The organism is Bacillus sp. z50, assembly GCF_058313585.1.
The window spans coordinates 143,708-167,627 of sequence record NZ_JBZFQL010000006.1; the positions used below are offsets into that span (position 1 = coordinate 143,708).

General features: G+C 37.0%; 23 protein-coding genes and 1 other annotated feature (1 of these 24 only partly in view). Of the genes, 6 read left to right on the plus strand and 17 right to left on the minus strand.

The window, feature by feature from the left end:
* Nucleotides 1-205: 205 nt before the first annotated feature.
* Entirely contained in the window at nucleotides 206-520 is a 315-nt protein-coding gene (locus AC4G3N_RS16160) for a hypothetical protein (RefSeq protein WP_066108968.1), read from the plus strand.
* A gap of 54 nt (nucleotides 521-574) precedes the next feature.
* Here the strand turns inward: AC4G3N_RS16160 and AC4G3N_RS16165 are convergent, their stop codons facing one another.
* The 9 genes from AC4G3N_RS16165 to sppA form a co-directional block, all read right to left on the minus strand.
* Entirely contained in the window at nucleotides 575-742 is a 168-nt protein-coding gene (locus AC4G3N_RS16165) for a hypothetical protein (protein WP_175354317.1), read from the minus strand.
* 46 nt (nucleotides 743-788) lie between these two features.
* A complete protein-coding gene (locus AC4G3N_RS16170) occupies nucleotides 789-1,622 on the minus strand; it encodes an EcsC family protein (RefSeq protein WP_066108971.1) in 834 nt (277 codons plus the stop codon).
* A 250-nt stretch (nucleotides 1,623-1,872) separates the two neighbouring features.
* Nucleotides 1,873-3,060, minus strand: coding sequence for an acetate kinase (locus AC4G3N_RS16175; protein WP_066108974.1), 1,188 nt, complete (start codon nucleotides 3,058-3,060; stop codon nucleotides 1,873-1,875).
* A gap of 203 nt (nucleotides 3,061-3,263) precedes the next feature.
* A complete protein-coding gene (locus AC4G3N_RS16180) occupies nucleotides 3,264-4,250 on the minus strand; it encodes a class I SAM-dependent methyltransferase (protein ID WP_139892796.1) in 987 nt (328 codons plus the stop codon).
* A gap of 164 nt (nucleotides 4,251-4,414) precedes the next feature.
* Nucleotides 4,415-4,915: a thiol peroxidase gene (gene tpx, locus AC4G3N_RS16185; RefSeq protein WP_066108980.1), complete on the minus strand. Its 501-nt coding sequence runs from the start codon at nucleotides 4,913-4,915 to the stop codon at nucleotides 4,415-4,417.
* Between the two features lie 122 nt (nucleotides 4,916-5,037).
* Entirely contained in the window at nucleotides 5,038-5,511 is a 474-nt protein-coding gene (gene ytfJ, locus AC4G3N_RS16190) for a GerW family sporulation protein (protein WP_066108985.1), read from the minus strand.
* 45 nt (nucleotides 5,512-5,556) lie between these two features.
* Nucleotides 5,557-6,195 (minus strand): DUF2953 domain-containing protein, encoded by a 639-nt coding sequence (locus tag AC4G3N_RS16195; protein ID WP_066108988.1) that lies wholly within the window; start codon nucleotides 6,193-6,195, stop codon nucleotides 5,557-5,559.
* Nucleotides 6,196-6,333: 138 nt separating this feature from the next.
* Nucleotides 6,334-6,819: an RDD family protein gene (locus tag AC4G3N_RS16200; RefSeq protein ID WP_077248180.1), complete on the minus strand. Its 486-nt coding sequence runs from the start codon at nucleotides 6,817-6,819 to the stop codon at nucleotides 6,334-6,336.
* 12 nt (nucleotides 6,820-6,831) lie between these two features.
* Entirely contained in the window at nucleotides 6,832-7,833 is a 1,002-nt protein-coding gene (gene sppA, locus AC4G3N_RS16205; RefSeq protein WP_066108993.1) for a signal peptide peptidase SppA, read from the minus strand.
* Nucleotides 7,834-7,964: 131 nt separating this feature from the next.
* Between sppA and AC4G3N_RS16210 the strand changes: the two genes are divergently transcribed.
* Complete coding sequence (locus AC4G3N_RS16210; protein ID WP_491090649.1) at nucleotides 7,965-8,765, plus strand: NAD kinase; 801 nt, start codon at nucleotides 7,965-7,967, stop codon at nucleotides 8,763-8,765.
* 75 nt (nucleotides 8,766-8,840) lie between these two features.
* On the opposite strand, the gene mbcS is transcribed toward AC4G3N_RS16210, so the two are convergent.
* From mbcS to ezrA, 5 genes are all read right to left on the minus strand, one after another.
* Nucleotides 8,841-10,424 carry an acyl-CoA synthetase MbcS gene (gene mbcS, locus AC4G3N_RS16215; protein WP_066108997.1) on the minus strand — a complete coding sequence of 528 codons (1,584 nt, stop codon included), beginning with the start codon at nucleotides 10,422-10,424 and terminating at the stop codon, nucleotides 8,841-8,843.
* A gap of 168 nt (nucleotides 10,425-10,592) precedes the next feature.
* Nucleotides 10,593-10,793 carry an alpha/beta-type small acid-soluble spore protein gene (locus AC4G3N_RS16220; protein WP_066109002.1) on the minus strand — a complete coding sequence of 67 codons (201 nt, stop codon included), beginning with the start codon at nucleotides 10,791-10,793 and terminating at the stop codon, nucleotides 10,593-10,595.
* Between the two features lie 87 nt (nucleotides 10,794-10,880).
* Entirely contained in the window at nucleotides 10,881-12,083 is a 1,203-nt protein-coding gene (thiI, locus tag AC4G3N_RS16225; RefSeq protein ID WP_066109256.1) for a tRNA uracil 4-sulfurtransferase ThiI, read from the minus strand.
* Nucleotides 12,083-13,228 carry a cysteine desulfurase family protein gene (locus AC4G3N_RS16230; RefSeq protein WP_066109005.1) on the minus strand — a complete coding sequence of 382 codons (1,146 nt, stop codon included), beginning with the start codon at nucleotides 13,226-13,228 and terminating at the stop codon, nucleotides 12,083-12,085. Before AC4G3N_RS16230 ends, thiI begins: the two co-directional genes overlap by 1 nt.
* A 131-nt stretch (nucleotides 13,229-13,359) precedes the next feature.
* Nucleotides 13,360-15,054 (minus strand): septation ring formation regulator EzrA, encoded by a 1,695-nt coding sequence (gene ezrA / locus AC4G3N_RS16235; RefSeq protein WP_066109008.1) that lies wholly within the window; start codon nucleotides 15,052-15,054, stop codon nucleotides 13,360-13,362.
* Between the two features lie 195 nt (nucleotides 15,055-15,249).
* Between ezrA and hisJ the strand changes: the two genes are divergently transcribed.
* Nucleotides 15,250-16,062, plus strand: coding sequence for a histidinol-phosphatase HisJ (gene hisJ / locus AC4G3N_RS16240; RefSeq protein ID WP_139892792.1), 813 nt, complete (start codon nucleotides 15,250-15,252; stop codon nucleotides 16,060-16,062).
* A gap of 15 nt (nucleotides 16,063-16,077) precedes the next feature.
* On the opposite strand, the gene refZ is transcribed toward hisJ, so the two are convergent.
* Nucleotides 16,078-16,710 carry a forespore capture DNA-binding protein RefZ gene (gene refZ, locus AC4G3N_RS16245; RefSeq protein ID WP_066109013.1) on the minus strand — a complete coding sequence of 211 codons (633 nt, stop codon included), beginning with the start codon at nucleotides 16,708-16,710 and terminating at the stop codon, nucleotides 16,078-16,080.
* 352 nt (nucleotides 16,711-17,062) lie between these two features.
* Here refZ and AC4G3N_RS16250 point away from each other — a divergent pair, with 352 nt between their 5' ends.
* The gene (locus tag AC4G3N_RS16250) at nucleotides 17,063-17,542 is read left to right on the plus strand and encodes a GAF domain-containing protein (protein WP_066109018.1); all 480 of its coding nucleotides are present in this window, start codon (nucleotides 17,063-17,065) and stop codon (nucleotides 17,540-17,542) included.
* A gap of 42 nt (nucleotides 17,543-17,584) precedes the next feature.
* Here the strand turns inward: AC4G3N_RS16250 and AC4G3N_RS16255 are convergent, their stop codons facing one another.
* Nucleotides 17,585-19,456: a sensor domain-containing diguanylate cyclase gene (locus tag AC4G3N_RS16255; RefSeq protein WP_491090718.1), complete on the minus strand. Its 1,872-nt coding sequence runs from the start codon at nucleotides 19,454-19,456 to the stop codon at nucleotides 17,585-17,587.
* A 418-nt stretch (nucleotides 19,457-19,874) separates the two neighbouring features.
* On the opposite strand from AC4G3N_RS16255, the gene rpsD reads away from it, so the two are divergent.
* Nucleotides 19,875-20,477 (plus strand): 30S ribosomal protein S4, encoded by a 603-nt coding sequence (rpsD, locus tag AC4G3N_RS16260; protein WP_066109019.1) that lies wholly within the window; start codon nucleotides 19,875-19,877, stop codon nucleotides 20,475-20,477.
* Nucleotides 20,478-21,245: 768 nt separating this feature from the next.
* The gene (locus AC4G3N_RS16265; RefSeq protein WP_139892791.1) at nucleotides 21,246-22,340 is read left to right on the plus strand and encodes a CAP domain-containing protein; all 1,095 of its coding nucleotides are present in this window, start codon (nucleotides 21,246-21,248) and stop codon (nucleotides 22,338-22,340) included.
* Nucleotides 22,341-22,466: 126 nt separating this feature from the next.
* Here AC4G3N_RS16265 and tyrS read toward each other — a convergent pair whose 3' ends face one another.
* On the minus strand, nucleotides 22,467-23,729 hold the full coding sequence (tyrS, locus tag AC4G3N_RS16270) for a tyrosine--tRNA ligase (RefSeq protein ID WP_139892790.1): 1,263 nt from the start codon (nucleotides 23,727-23,729) through the stop codon (nucleotides 22,467-22,469).
* Nucleotides 23,730-23,788: 59 nt separating this feature from the next.
* Nucleotides 23,789-23,920 (minus strand) — a binding site (T-box leader) (it continues 99 nt past the right edge of the window).

Below are 23,920 nucleotides of genomic sequence, written 5' to 3' on the forward strand. Positions count from 1 at the left end.
TTTATTCAAATAAAAATGTTTTTATGCAATTAGAATATGTTATTCACTTTACCAACATTATGTGACTTTTTCAAGTATTTCCTGAAAATTTATTTTATGCTGAATCATTGTAACTTTCCGCTATTATAAATTACAAAAGAAATTCGTATATATTAGCCAGATTGTGTAAACTATTTGTATGAATGAACATTGGGAGTGAACTAAAATGGAGGATTTTTTCATATACGATGAACGTCTGGGTATACCGATTCCTCACCTGAAATTGGACTTTGCTGTCTACCCTCCTATTGTACAAAAAGCCATCCTAAACCGTTGGGAACAAATTAGAGGGGAGATCCCAGAGCGTATACAGGATATTGAACGGATTATTAATCATAAATTAAATCAGTTAAATGATGAAGATGATTTTGAGGTTTCATGTACTCTAAATTACGAAATTGCTGAACATGCCTCAATCATAAATGATTTATGGATTTGGTACAGAACTGAACAGGATTTAACAGGAAAAAAACATTTATAATTTGTGGTCTATTATCAAAAAAACCGCCCATTATTGAGGGCGGTTCATTCTATATTATTCATAAATTATGCAATTTAATCTTCCCTTACTTCCCGATGAAATGTACATGCTCTGGAAAGTTAATTTCTCCAATACTAATTTACAAACTTTTTTAGAACCGGGTATTTTAAATAAATCAGTTGAAATCTGCTGAAGACCTATATCAGTTACAACCATATCCATTCGAGAGCTTACTCCCTATATGTAGCTACACACGGTGATACATCTATCAAAGGTTCTCTTTTTCACTTAAGTAACGATATTTATAAAATTTATCTGCAAAATCCGTAACTTTTTTTGTTAGACGATAATTAGCACCTGAACCGATAGCCATGCTTAGAATTGGTATTCCCTTAAATACCTTTTTCCTAAAGAAATATATAGCCATCACCTTCATCATTTGTTTAATAGGCTGATCAAACCAAAAAACATTGCTCAACTCATCTTCCCCTTCATAGAAATAAGAAGGTGAATGATCCAAATCCTCCATTAAGGTCTCCCAGAAATACTTTTGCATACGTTCTGGCATTGTACCAGCATGGAATACCTTTAGTGAAAGCATAATTTCATATGGGGTGTTCATTTCAAAACCATATGAAATTCCAATCAGCTGAATGCTCCTTAAATTGATCACCATTTGAGCCGGCAAATCCGCGGCTAAAGCCACCCCTCCATTTACAGCCGAAATACCTCCCTGAACGAGAGAATACATCCGATGTCTGGCCACTTGCTGTTCAGCGATATAGGCCAACTGATCAATGGAAAGCTCTTTTAAGTCTTTTAGTGTTGATATATTTTCATCAAAAACGCGGGCATTTGTTAGTATACGATTCCTTGCATCAAGTTGGAATTGAGACTCATGAATCATGGAGTGCAGGTGAAATAACCAATTATCCATTTTTGAGAAAAACTCCTGTTGTGTACTCTCCGGCAACAGCGTGAACATATTCTCTATCCACCGATCATAATATGTTTCAAAATCGGTTGGCTCACTTGCCTTCATCTCCGCTTCCCACTCTTTTATTTCCATCCAAATTTCCTGATCCCGTTTAGTCAACGCCATATAATGATCACCTCTTTAAATGGTCTGATACAAAAAGTATATCACATATCGTACCAATTCCTATATTCTCGAAAATAGCTGTACTGAAGTCCTATCAATGAACAGATATAAGAATAACGCAAGATAACATCATCCATTAGAATACTCCTGTGAATTTAATAGCACTAAACACAAAAAAGGAATTCAGACTAGGAGCTATAAAGCTCTAGTCCGAATTCCTTTTATCATTAAACTAAAATTATGCAAGTTATTAATGTGTTAAACGTACCACATCACGGGCAATCATTACTTCTTCATCAGTTGGGATAATGATAACTTTAACTGGTGAATATGGATGGTTCACAAATTGCTCTTTTCCACGTACATTGTTTAAAGCTGGATCCCAATATACGCCCATGAATTCTAAACCTTTTAATACACGCGCACGGATTTCAGAACTATTTTCACCAATACCAGCTGTGAAGATAATTGCATCTACCCCGTTCATTTTCGCTGCGTAGGATCCAATATATTTGTGAATACCATCAGCAAATTTAGAGATAGCCAATTCAGCGCGCTCGTTACCTTCTTCAGCCGCTTGTTCAATATCACGTAAGTCGCTGGAGAAACCGGAAACACCAAGCATACCGGATTTTTTATTAAGAATATTGATTACATCATCAGCTGTTTTACCTGTTTTAGCCATTAAGAATGGGATTAAGGCAGGGTCTAAGCTTCCGGATCTTGTTCCCATTGTTAAACCTTCCAATGGAGTGAATCCCATAGTTGTATCGATAGATTTTCCGCCTTCAATTGCGGTAATACTTGCTCCATTACCTAAGTGGCAGGAGATTAAACGCAATTGCTCAAGAGGACGTTTTAATAGCTCAGCTGCACGTTCGGATACATATTTATGAGAAGTTCCGTGGAAACCATATTTACGGATTCCGTATTCTTTATAATAGTCGTATGGCAAGCTGTACAGATAAGAGCTTTCAGGCATTGTTTGGTGGAATGCTGTATCGAAAACAGCAACCGCTGGTACGTTTGGCAATACTTCACGGAAAGCTCTGATACCAGTTGCGTTCGCACGATTGTGAAGCGGCGCTAATTCAGCCAAGTCTTCAATTTGCTCCAATACTTCATCCGTAATAACAGCAGAATCCTTAAAGATTTCTCCGCCATGTACGATTCTGTGTCCAATTCCTTCAATTTCTTCAAGGGAATTGATGATTTTATATTCAGTAAGCTTTTCAAGCAAAAGCTTTACAGCAACGGAATGGTCAGGTATTTCTGTAACCATCGTTTTCTTTTCTCCATTTACTGTAATTGTAAAAATGGAGTCTTGAAGTCCGATTCTTTCTACAATCCCTTTAGTGATTACAGTTTCCTCAGGCATCTCAAATAATTGAAATTTCAAAGAGGAACTCCCAGCATTAATCGCGATTATTTTTGACATATATTCTCTGCTCCTTACATTTATGAATAGCATCGATGTTACACGGTAACTGCTTATTTTATATGTTCTCGATTCCAATTAAAACATTGAACAAGCGTTCTCGCAAGCCGAAATTACTTTGTTACCGTTTTCACAATAATATTATTTTATTTAAACAATTCTAACTTGTCAAAAAATTTATATAACGGTAATAAAACTATCTTTTACTTTTCTTCTTCTATCCATGCATCAATTTTACTTAACATGGAAGCTGTAGCTGCCCTGTCAGATAGCTTCGGCATATTGACGAGCAAAACCTGCTTTGGTGCTTTTATATCTTTCCCTTTTTTCTGCAGGATAAGAATACTTTTAGCCGATTGCTTCGATTGGAATAAACTTTCAGGCAGCTGAATCATCCCCTGAATATATCCCTCTTCGTTAATAAATTGATGAAGAGCCTTTGCTTCAACTGTGTTGAAAAGATCATTAGGAATCAGGAAAAATAGATATGCCCCTTCTTTTGAATACGTGAAGCTTTGTTCAATTAATAAATGATGGGCATATGACATACCATTTTCAGATTTCACTTTAAAATCGGCCGCTCTCTGATCGTTTGGATAATAGCCTACCGGTAAATCACAAACTACTGCATCTGCAGGGTTAATAAACAACGGCTGCAGGCTATCCTGATGTAAAAATTGGATAGGATGGCCGATGAGATTAGCTCCACAATAGGCGAGTCGAATTAAAGTTTCATCGACCTCAACACCTGTAGCATCTAGCTCCTTTTTATCCAGTGAATTTAAAATAGAAAACAGAAGGTTACCTGTTCCGACTGCCAAATCAGTAATCGTTAACGTATCTTGATTTTTGGTGAATTTTTCGAGCAGATAAGCAAATAGAAATCCCAAGGCATCCGGAGTCATTTGATGATTTGCCTGAACATTAGATCTGCTGGATTTCAATACTGCCAATTGCCAACCTTTACGGATATCTTCTTTACTAAACTGCTCCAAAGGTTTATCCTGATAGCTATTTTTTAAACGTTTGACTGCCAGTTCACTCAATTCTTCCTGAAGAACGGCATTATGGAACCAATTTTCTCCTGTTTCAGCGATGGCTTCCAACTCTGTAATCCCTAGTTCGTCCTGTATTATAGTTGCGGTAGATGTTATCAATTCGTATATAGATTCAACATTTGTTGTGATCATTTTAAGTTCCTCCAGCTTTTATGCATTTTACTTTCCCCATTGTAGTATTACGTTTCATAAAGGACAAGTCTAATCATTCAAAAAAATACGTTCATTAAAAACGCCCCTTAAACGTTAGAAAAGCCTGTCTAACTTTAAGGGGCAGAAACTTTATATAGAGCTTTTTACTTTGCAGCTTTTGCTGCTTCAAGCGCTGCTTCATATTGCGGATGCGTAGTGCCTTCCGGTACATATTCCACATATGTCACTTTATTATTGCTGTCAACTACAAAAACAGCACGTGCCAATAAACGTAATTCTTTCATTAGTACTCCGTAAGCCTCTCCAAAAGAAGCGTCTCGGTGATCAGAAACCGTTATGACGTTTTCTAAACCTGCTGCTGCACACCAGCGTTTTTGAGCAAAAGGAAGATCCATACTTACTGTCATTACAACAACATCCCCTGCTTTTGCTGCCTCTTCATTGAATTTTCTTGTTTGAGTATCACAAACGCCTGTATCCAAAGAAGGTACGACACTAATAATTCTTACTTTTCCATCTGTATCTTTCAATGTTACTGGGGATAAATCATTAGCCAACACTGTAAAATCAGGTGCAGTGTCACCTACTTTTACTTCCTTACCAATCAATGTAACCGGATTACCTTTAAATGTTACTGTTGCCACACCAATTCCTCCTTATATTCCGATATATTCTCTACATTCTTAAGTATAGAGATATACATACTCTTTGTAAAAAAATAACCACATTCGCATGGAATGTGGTTATGATAAAACTTTACTAACAATCACATAAAGCTATTCCCTGATTCATTGGAAGAGGAATCTGAAGCATCCTGAGAATTAGAGTTATTTTTTTTATTGTTTTTCCCTACCTTCGAAATCATTGATTCTACCTTATCCATAGCAATCGGAGCTGAATCAAGAATTTTTTCGATTAGATGTGTACTCTCATTAAGATGAAGCATTTTTACACCATGTGCATTAACAATTAGAAACGCAATCGGTGTGATTGAAACACCACCTGCAGCTCCTCCGCCGAATGGATGACGCTTCTCCTCGCCAGTACCCTGGCTTCCTCCACGGCTAATTTGATAGTCACTGCCTCCAGCTGCATAGCCAAATCCAACCTTTGACACAGTCATTATCACACTGCCATCAGGAGTTTCTACGGGATCACCAATAATCGTATTAACATCAATCATACTTTTTAAGTTTTCCATTGCTGAATTCATAAGACCTTCAATTGGATGATTGGACATTTTATAACCTCCTGCATAGTTTTGCTTTATTCAAATTTTCATTTCCTATTCCCTTAGCATTAAACGTGCCAGCTTCCAACCTGCAACTATAGTTTTTGCCATTCGGACACGGGCTATGCATTCGATTTTCGTTTCAAATGGTTTCTTGACTGAGAAATATGGGATAATATCGATTTTAGGAGGTATCATTAATGAAAAATACTGACTGATGATACCAATAGCTCCGCCAGTTAAACCCCATAATGCTCCGGTTGCCACTGCTGTTGTTGATGCTTCACCTGTACCGTAATGAATTTCCATTTGCAAATCTGTCATTTGTATTTTAGAGGTGAATTTTTTTACAGTTTCTTGATAACTCCTCAATTGTGAAAGCATTTCCTTCAGATTCTGAAAGGCAGCTTGAACACCATCCATAGATAAAGATTCATCAGCAGAGGATTCACTTTGGTTTGATTGATTTTGTTGCCGATAAGTACTTTCTCGATAAGAAGAAGGCTGATATTTTTCGTCAGACAGCTGTACTACTTTAGAATAGTGGATAAGGCCCCTCCATAATTGAACCTTTATAATTGCCTTATTCTTTTCCTGAGTGTGATGATATTCAATATGTATCGTTACTTTCGAAAGCAAAAAGACGGATATAAGGATTAGCACAACTATACAAATCAGTAATAAAAGCTTCATCGTTTATATCCTCCCGAGTACGTCATCAAACAAACAGTATGGTCAATCATAACTGAATCTAAACTTCTCATTGACTTTTTTAACGTCGAGATAGCAAAAAGACCCCTTCTAACAGAAGGAGTCCTTTATAACCTGTATTTATTTACCGCGCTCTTCCAACACAACAACTGTATCACTGAACATATCATGAAAGCCCTGTTTCTTTGGATTAAATGCAATAACGATATAACCGAGCATAAGTACAGCGGAGATATATCGGCCAATCCATTCTCTAAAAATTACTGTTTTCCAATCCAAAGGCGTTCCATCCAATGATACCACTCTAAGACCCATAATCATTTTTCCTAGAGATTGGGCTAAAAATTTGGAAGTAAGAATGAAATACCCGAAAAATACTATCGAATCAACTATGGTATAAGCTGAGAAGATACCCGTATTATCCATAGAAATATCAAACAGTCTGAATATCGGATTGATAAATAATCGACTTATGCTGCCAATTACTATAAGATCGATGAGATAAGCCCAGAATCTCATCCAAAATCCTGCACGCAGATGGTTTGGAATAGAGTCAGGAGGCTGTATCTGTTCGTCTAAAGTCAGTTCTTCTTGATAATCTTCCATTTTCCACCCTCCTTAATTCGCAGAATATAGATACATCATCCGTGGCGATTGATTTTCAGTCATTAGGCTTTTGATCGTGCTTACCTCATCATTCACGCCTGCCCATTGCTGCATTTTCATCGAAAATAATGAGCTTAGGCTATCTGATCCAACTAAACGAACCACTTGTGCACCTTTTAGATTTTCACTTTTTTTCATATCGGCAATTACATCCTCTAAATAACCAAGCTCATCAATTAAATTAATCTCCTTTGCTTGACGGCCATCGTAGATACGCCCATCAGCAATTTTTCTTACTTCATCCTCAGGCATACTGCGCCCTTCCGCAATGACCTTCACGAATTGATCATAGGAGCTGGTAACCATCGATTGAAGAATTTCCTTTTCATCCTCTGTCACTTCTCTAAATGGATTCATAAGATCCTTAAATTTACCGCTTTTAATAGTGACCATGTCGATTCCATACTTTTCAGCTAACCCTTCAAAGTTATAGCTTTGCATAATGACTCCGAGTGACCCTGTCATTGTTTCCGGACTGGCAAATATCTTGTCGGCCGGTGTTGAAATATAATAACCTCCAGATGCAGCCTGTGAACCCATTGATACATATATTGGTTTCTTTGTTTCCTTTTTAATTTGCATTAACTTATTATGTATTTCCGCACTTTCTACGACACCGCCACCTGGGCTGTTGACGCGTAAAATAATTCCTTTGACCGTATCATTGTCCTTAATGGCATTCAATCTTTCCATAAAGGATCGGTGATTATAGGCTTCAGCCGTAAAATAACTTTCTTCCTCACCTGTGTCCTGAATGACTCCTTCTACATCCATGACAACAATTTGACTGTTCACATCCCCTTCTTCAATGATATCCTCCTCAAATAATGTATCCTCAAACAAATTTGTCATAGCAGACTCTTCACTTGAAAATGTTGAGATAGCATTCATAAGAACGGATACAAAAAATATCACCGCTGCTATTCCAAGTGCCAACCATCTTTTTTTACTCATACAAATTGTCCCCCAATCACGCTTTAAGTAGTTTTAATGTTCTTATTATTCATGATAGAATTATTATAGCACCTTATTTTGGTAAACCTATAATCAGGAGTACCAATACTAACCTACAAGGAGGGAACAAAATGGGGGAACGCAGAAATATCTTTTTTTATTACAAGCAAGGTCAAGAAATGGTGGATCAGGTCAATAAATTAAAGGATAATGCAAGCAACTACGGATTCGAACTTGTAGATGAACATAAAGATGCTAATATTATCGTTAGTGTAGGAGATGACGGAACATTTCTTCAGGCAGTACGTAAGACAGGCTTCAGAGAGGATTGCCTGTATGCAGGCATTTCATTAAACAAGCAATTAAATATGTATTGTGATTTCTACATAAATGATACGGAAAATATGGTGGAAGCAGTCACAAAGCCCGTCATTGAAGTAAGAAAATATCCTACAATTGAAGTAACGGTTGATAACCAAATAAGTTTTGATTGCTTAAATGAATGCACATTCCGTTCTGCTTTAATTAAAACAATGGCTATCGATGTTTACATTGATGACATATTATTTGAAACATTCCGTGGGGATGGGATGATAATTTCTACACCTACTGGAAGTACTGCCTACAACAAATCGGTCAACGGTGCAGTTGTAGACCCTTTGCTTGACTGTATGCAGGTGAGCGAAATAGCATCGATGAATAATAATCATTATCGTACGCTTGGTGCTTCATTTATTTTGGCTCCAGATCGTACTCTTTCTCTTCAAGTATTAGATAATGAAAACGATTACCCGATTATCGGGATGGATAATGAAGCGATGAGTATTCATCTTACCGAACGATTGGATATTAAACTGAGCGGAAGATATATCAAGACGGTAAAGTTACGTAATAATTCTTTTTGGGAAAAAGTCCACAGGACATTCCTTTAAATTTTCATACGAAGGAAACAAAAAAGATGATTCCGCTGGTCGGAATCATCTTTTTTTGACGAAAGAGGATTTTGTTTACGCCTTATATACTTCTTTCTCCTTATTTCTTAATTCGACACGCATTATTTTGCCGCTGATTGTTTTCGGCAAATCTTCCACAAAAGTAATTTTTCTTGGATATTTATATGGGGCTGTAAGCTCTTTAACATGGTTCTGCAAGGTTTGCACCAATTGAGGATCATTGACATCAACGCTATCTTGTAAGACTACGAACGCTTTTACGATTTGCCCTCTTACCTCATCCGGACTCCCTACTACAGCGCACTCCTTCACATATGGATGTTTAACAAGTGCATCCTCCACTTCAAATGGCCCAATGGTATAACCCGAACTGATAATAATATCGTCACCGCGTCCTTCAAACCAAAAATACCCGTCCTCATCTTTTTTAGCTTTATCTCCTGTAATATAAAAATCGCCTCTAAACTGCATTGCTGTCCGTTCCGGATCCTTATAGTAATTTTTAAACAACGCGGGAGTTTTAATGTGGACAGCTATATCGCCTACTTCGCCAGGTTGGCAAATCTGCCCCTCCTCATTAATAATTTCTACGTTATTTCCAGGGGTTGGTTTCCCCATGGAACCCGGCTTCACATCCATCCCCTTCATGATACCGACCAGAAGGGTATTTTCTGTTTGCCCGTATCCATCACGAACGGTGACCCCGAAATAGTTTTGAAACGTATCGATCACTTCTCTATTAAGCGGCTCACCTGCTGAAACGGCACTATGTAGGCTTCCCAGGCTATATTGATCGAGGCTGTCTACCTTCGCCATCAATCGATATTCCGTAGGGGTACAGCATAAAACAGTAATTGAATGCTGATCAATTAATTTTAAATATTTCTCTGCTTCAAACTTTCCGTGATATACAAACCCAGTAGCTCCCGATCCAAGAACAGATAAAAAGGGACTCCAAATCCACTTTTGCCATCCAGGTCCGGCTGTAGCCCATACAACATCATCTTCACCTATTGATAACCAGTTTGAGGCAGCTGTTCTGAGATGTGCATAGGCCCAGCTATGAGTGTGGACAACTCCCTTTGGTTGCCCTGTTGTACCTGAAGTATAGGATAAAAAGGCCATATCATCTCCCATGGTTTTCACCATTTGTAACTCTTCTGAAGCGTCTTTCATTCGTTCATCCAGTTGAATCCACCCATCTTCATTTCCATTTATAACAAATGATTTCAGTGAATCCTCCGATATAATTTCTGTAAATAAAGAGGTATGAGGCTTATGAACAATTACCGCTTTTGCTTCTGCATGCTTGCTTCGATAAACAAGATCTTTTTCTCGAAGCATTTCAGAACATGGTATGACCACTGTACCTATTTTTAAAGCAGCTAAGTAAATCACATACGCTTCAATAAAGCGAGGAATCATGACGAGAATTTTATCCCCCTCCCTCAACCCTTCCTCTAACAAAATATTGCCAACTCTATTCACCCTTTTAATCAATTCTCCATACGTAATTTTTTGTGTTTCCCCGTATTCATTTTCCCAAATCAAAGCGATTTTGGTTTCGTTCTTACTGTTATTTTCTACCTCGCTGACTAGATTATATTGTTCTGGTGCGATCAGGTTCTGTTGATTCATATCCTTCTCCTCCCTTAAAACAAATAATGTTAATCAAACTCTATTATACATTGTTTTACAAATAATGGATTAAGAGAGTGGAAAAAGATTGGCTCTTACAATGGCTTTCAACATACAAAAAAAAGAAAGCGGACTAAAAATCCGCTTTCTTGTAGCCATGTTATTTAATTATCTGGAGAATCCTCCACCCAATTGTTGTTCAGCCATTTGAACAAGACGCTTAGTAATCTCTCCTCCAACAGAACCGTTAGCACGAGAAGTTGTTTCTGCTCCAAGTTGTACACCGAACTCAGAAGCGATTTCATATTTCATTTGGTCAAGAGCTTGTTCAACTCCTGGTACCAAAAGATTGTTTGAGTTATTTGACATGTGTTTTTCACCTCCTTGTGATAATAGAGTGTGTAAAAACACATATCTTCATTCCGGATTTAAAATGGTAATTGTTCACAAATAAATTTAGAATAAATCCTCTGTTTCCGATTCTTTCTCCTTACCTGTGAAAACTAACATTTCTGTTTTATCCAATGCCTCTTTAATTAAAGGTTCAAAATCGACATAGCTCTCATAATGACCGACTTTTTCTCTTTTTGGCTTAGTTTTGGGATTAGCTGGTGTAAACACCGTACAGCAATCCTCAAAAGGACGTATGGATATCTCATGAGTATCAATTTTCTCTGCAATTTCAATAATATCTGTTTTATCCATTGCTATAAGCGGCCTCAGAATTGGTGTATTTGTAACCTCATTAATTGTAAACATGCTTTCCATCGTCTGGCTGGCTACTTGGCCTAAACTTTCACCAGTCACAATCGCGAGCGCATTTTGTTTTTCTCTGATTGCATCAGTAATTCGCAGCATCAATCTGCGTGTGGTTGTCATTGTGTAGTTATCAGGTATTTGCTTTTGAATCAATTTTTGAATTTCGGTAAATGGCACAACATGCAGTACCATACGTCCATTGACTTCTGCCAGCTTATTCGCTAAATCAATTACCTTTTGTTTCGAGCGTTCGCTTGTGAAGGGAGGACTGTAGAAATGTACACATTCAATCTCTACTCCCCTTTTCATCGTTAAATATCCCGCAACCGGGCTATCAATCCCTCCAGAAAGCATGAGCATTGCTGAGCCGCTGCTTCCTATTGGCAATCCGCCAGCTCCAATAATTTTTTCACCCGTAATATAAGCAGCATCCTGGCGTACTTCGACTCTCAATTTCAAATCTGGATTGTGAACATCGACCGTTAAACCGTCTACATGCTGCAAGCAATATCCCCCTACCAAGCCATTTAAATCATATGTTGAATAGGGATAGGTTTTATCAGCACGCTTAGCATCAATTTTAAACGTACGAATTTTTGTTGTTAGATGATTTATATAAAACAAAGCTGATTCCTGAATGGCTGAGATTTCTTTATCAACCTTTAAAGCCGGACTTATCGAAGAAATGCCATATATTTTTTTGAGAATATCCATAATCGGCTTGTAATCTGCACCTTGTAAGTGAACATACATTCTCTCGTGCTGCGCCTCAATACGAACCTCCGGATAATCTGACAATGCTTTTTTTATATTTTTACGTAATTGAACAATAAAGCCTTTACGATTCCTTTTCTTCAATGTAATCTCACCATAGCGGATTACGATATGATCAAATCTTATCATTTCTTTCTTACCTCACTTAACATTTGGATTGCTCTTTCAATTTCCTTAAGTGCCTGCTCTATTTCTTCCTTCGAATGATCATAATCTAAGCTTATTCGTATGGAACTGCCGGCTATTTGCTCATTTTTTCCCATAGCGAGAAGTGTTTGGCTAACCGTTTTTTTCTTTGATGAACAAGCACTGTTTGTTGAGACATAGATTCCAAACTCACCCAAAGTATGAACGAATGTTTCTGATTTAAGTCCCGGAATTGAAAAATTAATAATATGTGGAGCTGCATGTTCTATAGGTGAATTGATGACAACATTCTCCATTTTGGATAGCTCTTGAAGTATCAGAGTACGGTACTCGTTCATTCTTCTACTGCCGTCCCTGCTCTTTTCGATTGCCAATCTCATTGCTTTTGCCAAAGATACGGCCCCAGCCAAGCTTTCCGTCCCACTGCGCATGCCTCTTTCTTGGTTCCCCCCGGCAATTAACGGTGAAAGTGTAATTCCCTCTCTGGCAAATAGAATTCCGGTGCCTTTTAATCCATGGAATTTATGTCCTGATAAAGAATATAAATCGATATGAGCATCACGTAAAGAGAGTTCGACTTTACCAAAGCCCTGAACCCCATCTACATGAAAATGTATTTTAGGATAACTCTTCAAAAAATGTCCTATTTCATAAATTGGTTGTACAGTTCCCACTTCGTTATTAACATGCATAACTGACACCAATATTGTATCTTCTCGGATTGCTTCCTTAACTTGCTCAATTTCAACTCTGCCATCTTGATTAACAGGCAAGTAGGTTACGTCATAGCCAAGTTCCTTTAGCTGTTCAAACGGTCTTTTTACGGAAGGATGCTCGATTGAGGTGGTAATAATATGCTTCCCTCTGTTTCGATAATTTTCTGCTATTCCTTTTATGGCCAGATTATTGCTTTCAGACCCTCCTGAAGTAAAGATAATCTCTGTAGCCTTTACTCCCAGAAGACCCGCGACCTGTTCTCTAGCCTGTGCTAACAGTTTTTCTGACTTCCCTCCGAAGCCATGTAAAGAGGATGGATTCCCCCAGAAATCGGCAGTAACCTTTGCGAAGGAATCAATCACTTCCTTATAGGGTTTTGTTGTCGCGCTATTATCTAAATAAATCATGCTTTTTCCCCTTCCTATCAATAAGAAAATGTAGCATATCCTGTCCTGTTTATAAAGTAATTTTCTCTTATGCCTCTATCTTATGCTGGATTAAACAAAGAAAAAAACCAGACTGGTAAGTCCAGACTGGTCTATACATTGCTATGTTCAAGATACTCTTGGATTTTTTTTAACGAACCCGGTTCAACTTTTTCAATTGCCTCAGCTGCATGCTCTAAAGCATCTTGGTATTGATAATTGCGGAATTGCTTTTCTGCTTCGGTCAGGGCAATAGCAACTGAAGGGAATTTGCTTCTATATCGATTGCCGTATTGAATAACCTTCTCGGCCATCATTACTTGTTCAGTCAATTCAACAGTAGCCTCCTGAACACGACTAACCGCAACACTTGCAATATCCAGATGGTGCATGACTGCATTCATATTCAATGGTTTTTCTTCCAATTTCTCTTTTACTTCTTCAATGCTTTCTTTTGCTTGTATAACCATTAATTCATAAGAAGTTGGAAGACCCGGTAAATTGCTTCCTTTGATGATTCGTAAGGATTCCGTCATGCTTTGATGCAACTTCCTTATCGTTTCTCTTGATTCCAATTCATCCTTACGCAGAGTATTTAATTTCTCTTCAAATTCTTTTTGTAAGTCTTTCAGTTCATCCAATTTGGATTCAAGCTCAACGATGTCCTCTTTTAATACCGTATAAGCTGTCTCTCTTTCGTATATTTTCTCTTTAAGCATTTCCCATTTTGATTTCAATGTAATCAGTGTTTTATCAAGATTAGAACGTGCATCAAGTTCCTTCTCCGGCATTTGATAGATTTGTTTCACCAATTCTGTCTCTTCATCAAGTCTCTCAAGCTGATCAATTGATTTATCTAGCTTTTGCTGATACAAATCCTTAACTGATAAAACATACTGACGTGCCACAACCTCTTTTTCCAACAAATCATAATAGGATTGAATGGATTCGTTTAATTCCTCGATTCCTTTTGCAGCTTCTTCGGTGTTTATCTCAACAATATATTCCTTATATTTTTCTAAATTTTCTTCCATTTTTTCAATTTCATTTTCAAAAAACATATGACTTAACGGATATCCTTGCTCACACATTTCCGCATATCCCATTTTAAGTTCATGCAAAAGTCCCGGTATATGTATTTGGCAATGCCCAATTAAATCAGGAATCAAATCCAATTTTTCTTTCAGGTTTTGCAATTTAGCCTGGATGCCCAGTACTTGCTCTCTAGCCTCTAAGTAATCACCTGATTCTGTTTGGTTATTGAATGTGTCAAAATCCAGAGCAAGCTTATCAAATTCCTCTTCCAATTTACCCGCAGCTTCACCAAATGAATGACGGTGTGCCAATAAACGTTTCTTCTGTTCACGATAAGCTAATAAAAGCTCTTCAACTAATTTTTTATTTTGCTCCTCGCTGCCCACCAATTCATTTAATTCATGAAGCATTGCTGAAAGTGTAATTTCGATTTCTTCAATAATATGCTCAATCTTCTTTTGAACCTGCACTGATTTATTAAATCGGTACTTGTCAGCATATTCTTCTGCATCAAACAGCAGGGTCTCAACATCGGCAAGGCGATCCGTTTGGATTGTATCCCATTCGTTACGCCATCTTTCAAACATTCTCTCTGTTTGACCAGTCATATTCAAACTTTTTACCCTGGCTAATTCTTCTGCTATCGGCCTGTTCATGATGTCAATTTTTTTCTCTGCAAGTCTATCTATTTCTTTGTAGTGTTTCTTCCTTGCCAATATTCCAATAATAAAGGCAATAAAGATAATCACCAATATCCCTATTACATACTCCATATGAAGCCTCCTATTCAAAACGAGACAGATAATATATATAAATAAGTTCAATATCAATGATTTAATGATAACATGGTATAAAGTATTTTTAACTAATAAAATCTACTTTTTCTACAAAAAATTATTCAATGCCCTCTTTTAATGTCCAGAAAATATATTTTATTTAAAATATTTGTCGAAAAGGAGGCTTTCTCGATGAAATTTAAGGACGGACATGTACATACCCCATATTGTCCGCACGGAACAGATGAACCCGTTTTTGCTTATATTGAAAAAGCGATAGCGCTGGGGTACGAAGAAATCACCTTTACCGAACACGCTCCTTTACCAAAAGGGTTTATTGATCCGGCTCCAACACGGGATAGTTCCATACAAATGGATCAGTTATTCACATATATAGAGGAAATAAGGCGTTGTAAAGAGAAGTATAAGGCGAAGGTTGCTATTAATATTGGTTTGGAAGTGGATTATATAGATGGCTGGGAACAGGAAACAACAGAATTCCTGAATGAAATTGGCCCTTATTTGGATGACTCGATTCTGTCGGTTCACTTTTTAAAGAATCAAAACGACTGGTATTGCCTGGATTATAGTGAAACAGAATTCGGTCATATGATAGAACAATACCAATCTGTTGATCAACTATATAAGGCTTATTACCATACCCTTCAAAAATCGATTATAAGTGATTTGGGGACATTTAAGCCCAAACGGGTAGGCCATATTTCTCTAATTACAAAATTCCAGAAAAAGTATCCAAGCAATGCCCCATTAGAATCCTATTTACTACCAATACTTTCATTAATAAAAGAACGTGGGTATGAACTGGATTTAAACACGGCCGGCCTTTTTAAACCCTTGTGCGGTGAGACGTACCCTCCCATCCCCTTTATTCAGGCAGCCATAAAAATGGGGATCCCTCTCTGTTATGGATCTGACGCTCACCATCCGGAAGATCTTGGAAGAGGATTAGATGTACTAAAAACAAAAATCTTAACAAACGAATAATCGCTTAGCATCCAGTCAGATGGGGACAGGGCAAACACGCTCCTCAAATAAGCAGTCATTAAGAAATCGTTCAATCTCTAACTGATACTTGTTTATAAAATACAATTCGTTCGTAAATAATTGCCAAACCTCACTGAAGTATTGGGCCTGAATAAAGGGTTCATTCAGTAATGCTTTTAGCTTCATGACAAACATAGATGGATTAATCTTTTTTAATTCACCGCAATCCATACCAGCATCAAGGAATAAATTAATATAAAATTTTTCTTTCGATAAATAGGTTGTATAGATTTCTCTGTTCAGGCTTGAGTCTACTGATATTTCTCTTAATACAAGACGTGTTAATAGGAACTTTTCTCTGTAATAATGCAAGCAAAATTTGGTATACTTTAAGACACATTCTTTCGGACCAATGAGTGGGAGTTGTTCAGCGATATTTTCAATACCGCTTATATAGCCTTCGAAGAAATCTGTAAAACAATATTCAAGGAGACCTTGCTTATGCTGAAAGTGATAAGCTATATTTGCTGAATTACCTCCGGCACGGCCAGCGATATCTCTGATTGAAGTTGCTGAATAACCTTTCATATAGAATAAATAGACAGCAGCTTCAAAAATATCATCTTTTTTATTCGATAGTTTATCCATAAATTTATCTTCCCCCTTTATGATTAACATTCTCTAGGAATGTCAGATGACAAAGTGAAACCTTGCTCGGCGGGGAGTTCTTTCATCCAACACCGAGTATTCGTTGAACCAATCGGGGATATTGCGCTAAGACCTACACAGAACCGTAATAGAAGTGAAGTCTTCGTGCTAATTTGAAAGGAATAAAAGCCGTTCTAGCATAAGCTGTGCGTTCACATGGATTTTCTCTTATACATGAAGTAGTTCTTCTTTTTAGAGACTTATCCTTCTATAACTTCTCGACAAAAAAGACAGTACTGACTATGGTTAGAGGTTATTCTCTATTGAGGGTAACAATGAAAGGAGAATGATGATGTTTCAAGTCGGAAAATATAAAAAAACGAAACCAGAAAACTATCAAATGGTTAGCAAACAGCTGGAAGCCCTAATAGATGGTGAAACAAATTTAATTGCCAATTTGAGCAATGCTTCTGCCCTTTTAAATCAATTTTTGGACGACGTGAACTGGGTAGGATTCTACCTATATGAAGAGGAGCAACTGATACTTGGACCATTTCAAGGTCTCCCAGCCTGCATTCGAATTCCTTTAGGCAAGGGAGTATGCGGAACAGCGGCAGAAAAAAGAGAAATAATCAGGGTAATGGACGTACATCAATTCCCTGGACACATCGCCTGTGATGCTGCCACTCAATCAGAAATCGTTTTGCCGATTCTGAAGGATGGCCGTCTGATTGGTGTACTTGATATAGACAGTCCATCAAAGAATCGTTTTGACAAAGAAGATGAACATGGATTAAAACAATTTGTTGATATACTTGTCCAATCAATTTAAAAAACAAAAGGCTAAGCCAAAAATGAGCTTAGCCCTTTTGTATTAACAGGATACAATCATCTGATTTTTACCTGATCGCTTAGCTGTATACAGGGCATCATCTGCCCGCTTGAAAAGGTTTTTAATCGTATTGTTATTTTTCTGATTGGATTCCCAATACGATACACCGCAAGAAATGGTAACCGGAGGATTTGTTTCTTTTCTTACTTTTTCAACAAGTCTTTCCGCAACTGCTTTACCAGCCTCTATCGGTGCCTTTGGAAGGAAAATAGCCAGTTCTTCCCCGCCCCACCTTGTACCTATATCGGTGTCTCTAATACTATTTTTAATTAAATCAGCTACCTGAATAAGGACCTCGTCTCCCTTTTGGTGCCCATATGTATCATTTGTCAGCTTGAAATTATCTATATCTATTAATATAAACGTTCCCTCAGTTTCAGAATTTATCAGTTCAAGCATTCTTCCTTCAAGATAATTTCTCGAATATAGACCTGTTAAATAATCAGTTATGACCATCTTTTCAAGCTCTTCTCTTAATATTGAGTTCACAAATGCCATCGAAGAATGATGAATAAGAGACTGCATTAATTTAAACATATCAAATGTAAAATGATACGGTACTCGATGAAGAACAATACAAAAACCATCCATCTTTCCACTATGTATCATAGGGAAAGCCATAAGGGATTTATAAGGGCCATCCTGCCCGACTTTATCCGAATCCATATCCCCAATATATAAAGCCTCCCGATCCTGCTCTAAGCTGCCTTTGACATATTGGATGTAGTGTTTAGATGTCTCTTCAGTGAAAAAAGGTGAACTTCCCGGGACAAGTTTTGTCTGTCTATTCCTAATCATAAAAAAGCCTACTTCGTCTGCGAGGAATGATTTATTTATTTGTTGCTTCATATAACTAACTGTTTCACTAAGCCTCAAGGTAGAATTTAGACGATGCGATGTTTCATTAATCAGACGTAAATCCGCAATTAAGCGTTTGGATTGTTCATATAATTGGGCATTCTCCAGTGCCCCGCCTGCCGTATTCGCGAGGAGAGAGATGAATTCGATTTCCGTATCAGGAAATATGACTGCTTCAGGTGCAATAACTTGTAAAACCCCATAAACACCCTGCTTGCCTAATAAAGGCGCATACAACACAGAATTTTTCACTTCCATTGAATCCTCAAATTGAACACGACCGGAAACATATGCCTGCATGGCAGATAAATTTTCCCCATCCATTTCCAAACTTTTAATTGGAAGATTTAATGTGTTATCGCTATCCTGAGACATTAGCAAATAGTAAACAAAGGACGGATATACTTCACGCAGGGTTTCTATTACCTCCGCCAAAACGGAATGCATATTCATAGAGGAATGAAACTCTGTCGTAATCCGTTGCAATAGTTTATATCGTTTCTCTTCCTTTTTTCGTTCTGAAATTGCAATTGCCTTGTGCAGTAATTCTCCTATCACTGTCCTCAATTCAGATAAATCAATTCTATTATCATTTTTCAACTCTTTATTTTCAGAAAGAACTACAAATAGTCCCAGTAATTCTCCTTCATGATATAAAGGAATTCCCAAGGGGTATAATGTATCAGTTAATGATACACAGGCTTCCGTACATAAATCTTTCATTGAGGAGTTTAGTAAAGCATCAAGTGAAATGGTGCTAGCAAACTGATTTTGGAGTTCTGTTTTCGAAGCCGCTTTTTCCAGATAGAGCTTTTGTTTCCAAGGATCATTATAATAACAGGCAATCTCATCCACCCTTAATAATTCCAATAAGAAGTCGACCATTTTATCTGTAAATCTATCTAAAAAGAGTTCATTATCATCTTTAATCATACATTCAACAAATAGACTTTTTAAATTTGTTTCCCAGCTCAGATTTAATTGATTATCTACCATCACATTAATCAACACCTGTTGTCATATTTTATTTCGTATTTTTTATAAATTTAGATTGATTTTTAAAAAAATAATACTTTATACCTGCATTTTACCAATATATGCTAAAATAATCATTACTTTCTTTCAATATAATTACATTTTTTATTTAAACCTGTGAAGGAAGCATCATATTGTAACGATTCCATTTAAGAGAATCCCTTGACTTATGTAACAATAAATTATACAATATTCTTTGTGTAAAATATCGCAGCTTATGTTCACATCTTTATTCGTTCATTTCATTCCTCTACCATGAGGTGTATCTTGTAACCCGCTGCTGCTAGGGCGAAGGTACATGAAAATGAAATGGCAGTAATGTTTGTAAACATCAGTTTTTATTTTACAAAAATAAAAACATTCAAGGAGGAGTCTTCTTATGGCTCGTTATACAGGTCCAAGCTGGAAACTATCCCGTCGTTTAGGAATTTCCCTAAGCGGTACAGGTAAAGAATTAGAAAAGCGTCCTTACGCACCAGGACAACACGGTCCTAACCAACGCAAAAAGCTTTCCGAATACGGTTTGCAATTGCAAGAAAAACAAAAACTTCGTCACATGTACGGTGTGAACGAACGTCAATTCCGCACAATGTTCGATCGTGCTGCTAAAATGCCTGGTAAACAAGGTGAAAACTTCATGATTCTTCTTGATTCTCGCCTTGATAACATTGTTTACCGTTTAGGTTTAGCTCGTACTCGTCGTCAAGCTCGTCAGCTTGTAAACCACGGGCACATCTTGGTTGATGGACGTCGCGTTGACATCCCATCTTACCGTTTAGCTCCTGGTCAAGTAATCGGAGTACGTGAAAAATCCCGTAACCTTGATATCATCAAGGAAGCTATGGAAGTAAACAACTTCGTACCTGACTACCTAACTTTCGATGCTGACAAGTTAGAAGGTACATTCACTCGCTTACCTGAGCGTTCTGAATTACCAGCTGAAATTAACGAAGCTCTTATCGTTGAGTTCTACTCTCGTTAATTAATACGCTTTGTAAATAGCGTATTCAAAAACCCTGGAAACCTTGTTTCCAGGGTTTTTATTTGTGTAGAAAATATAATTACTAAACTTATAATCAGACTCGAAATATTATTTATAGGAATTATGAAGCAAATGACACTTAATTCTCTCTTTGTTTTTGGAAAAACGAAGACCAGGCAATACCTTAAAAATTTACCATGACATCATCTGTAAACACCATTAAACGGGACTCCAAACCTAAAACAGATCTTAGGTTTGGAGTCCTAACAAGATCTGTTTTGGTGTACTTAACATAGGTGTGGACATATCTATTAAATCAATTTCTTTTGGAATACTTTTCAATCACATAAAGTAAAAGCCAGCATCAAACTCACTAAAAATCGGAAATTAAATCCCCTCTAACTTTATCTACAAATAGAAATTAGTCACCTCTTCAGATGTATTATAAAAGAACTATATTGTGGATCAAATTTATCATTCACTTATTAGACAGTACAGTAGAATAACGGTTTGTTACCTCCTTCATTTCAAGACTATCCCAACTATTAGAGTAACTGATACTTATACCAATCTATACATATTGTAGTAGGCGAGAAAATGAAAAATGAAAAAAATAAAAATCAGAAAAAATATAATAGTTTATTTAATATTTTATTAACAAACTAATCAAAAATTGTGATAATATAGTTAATTGTGTAAATTATTACTAACAAAGAGGAGGGGAATTTGTTGGCTTCTTAATTTTAATGAGGAATACCAACAACTAAGATGAAAAAATATATTGCTGGAATTTTAACTGTTTTCTTAAGTTTTACTGTACTATTTTTAACGAATAGTAATCAGGTTGAGGCTGCTTCCAAAACGATGTACGTAACTGCAGACAATTTAAATGTGAGGGAGAAAGCATCATCATCGTCAAAAATTATTACGGCCGTAAAGAAAAATACAAAATTGATTGTAACTAAAAAGAGCGGTAACTGGGGATATGTCAAAGTTAACAAAAAAAATGGATGGGTATCAATAAATTATTTAACATCCAAGGCTCCCGTAACAAATAAAACAATGTACACTACTGAAAAAACAACCCTGAAAAAGCTAGCAAAAAATAACTCCGGCACGCTGAAAACGATTAACAAAGAGGCAACAATAATTGTTTATTCAACTACTTCCGATAAATATGCCAAAGCAAAGTACGGTGGAAAAACGGGATGGATTTTAAAATCTAAAGTGAAAGATTCGAAGACAGTTACAACAACTTCAAAAGCAGCAATAAAATATAAAACAATTAAACAAAATGACAATACTTTAGCAAAAGGCACTACGAAAGTCGTCCAAAAAGGAAGCAACGGAAATCAAACGATCATATACAAGAAAACGTTAAAAAATGGAAAGCTAATTAGCACAAAAAAAATATCGTCTAAAGTAACAAAAAAAGCAGTGAATCAAATTATTAAAGTAGGTACTAAAGAAACTAAAGCATCTAATTATGCAACCGAGGTTCTTCGATTGGTTAACCAAGAACGCGCAAAAGTAAATATAGCACCTTTGAAAAATTTAAATAGTCTTTCGAAAGTTGCCGAAGTTAAATCAAAAGATATGCGTGATAACAATTATTTCAATCATACAAGCCCCACATACGGGTCTCCGGGAGAAATGGTAAAAAAATTCAATATTTCTTTCACGATGCTTGGTGAAAATATTGCAGCTGGACAAATTACTCCTGCATCTGTAGTGAACAGTTGGATGAATAGCCCAGGGCACAAAGCGAATATTCTCGATGCACGTTATACCCATATCGGAATTGGGTATGCCGAAGGTGGTTCATGGAAACATTATTGGACACAATTATTTTTAAAACAGTAAGTAAAAATACTTAATATTCATTTCAATTTTATTTCTTTCAACCATTTATAATAAAGCACAATAAGAAAAATATCTTACTATACATTAAAAGGGCTGCCTAACCGAGACAGCCCTTTCTTCTTTCTATCATGCGTACTTAATAAGCGTGTATTTCTTTTTACCGCGGCGAATTACCGTGAATTGTCCTTCTAGCTTATCATCCTCTGTCATCGTATGAGCGAGGTCTGTGACTCTTTCACCGTTGATGTAGATCGCACCATTTGTGATATCCTCACGCGCCTGACGTTTAGAAGGAGAAATTTTTGCATTTACTAGTAAATCTACCAAGAGCAGTTCCTCATTGCTGCCCACTTCAAAGCTTGGTACATCCTTGAAGCCCTGGCGAATTTCTTCTACAGATAATTGCTTAATATCACCGCTAAATAAAGCTTTAGAAATATTGATTGCTTGTTGTAAAGCTTCTTTACCATGAACAAGTTTCGTTACTTCCTCAGCAAGCGCCTTCTGAGCTGCCCGTTTTTCCGGAGCTTCAGCAACCTCTTTCTCAAGCGCTTCGATTTCTTCTTTGCTTAAGAATGTAAAGTATTTAATGTATTTAATAACATCACGGTCATCTGTATTAATCCAGAACTGGTAGAACTCATATGGAGACGTTTTTTCACGATCTAACCATACCGCTCCGCCTTCTGTTTTACCAAACTTAGTTCCATCTGATTTTGTAACTAATGGAACCGTTAAACCAAAGGCTTTTGCATCTTCCTTCGTTTTACGAATTAATTCCAGACCTGCGGTAATATTTCCCCATTGATCACTTCCGCCGATTTGTAAACGGCAGCCTTGAGTTTCGTATAACTTCAGGAAATCAAGAGATTGCATGATCATGTAACTGAATTCAGTAAACGAGATACCAGACTCAATACGGGATTGTACAGAATCTTTAGCAAGCATGTAGTTGAGTCCAAAATGTTTCCCAATATCCCGAAGGAACGTAATTAAGTTCATGTTGCCAATCCAGTCATAGTTATTAGCCATGATTGCTTTATTCTCACCAGTTTCGAAGTCGAGGAAACGGGAAAGCTGATCTTTAATACGTGCAGTCCATTGGTGAACAACATCCTCTGTATTTAACGTACGCTCAGCTTTTTTACCACTTGGGTCTCCTATCATACCTGTCGCTCCGCCGACTAATGGGATTGGCTGATGTCCTGCTAACTGGAATCGTTTCAGGATTAAAATAGGTAACAAGTGACCAATATGCAAGCTATCGGCAGTCGGATCGAAGCCAGCATATAGTTTCACGCTTTCTTCCTGTAATAATTTTTCCAATCCCTCTTCATCTGTAAATTGATTCACGAGACCTCTAAAACGTAAATCATCTAAAATATTCATCCTTCTCCACCTCTTACTGTTTAGATTAGATTAAAATAAAAAACGCCCCTTCATCTAAATGAAGGGACGATTACTATCGCGGTACCACCCAACTTGCGAAACATATAACTGTCTCGCCGCTTATCCTTTTAACGGAAAGGTTCCGGCATTCGCTACACAGCTTTACATAAAGCATTCCCGAATGCTGCTCG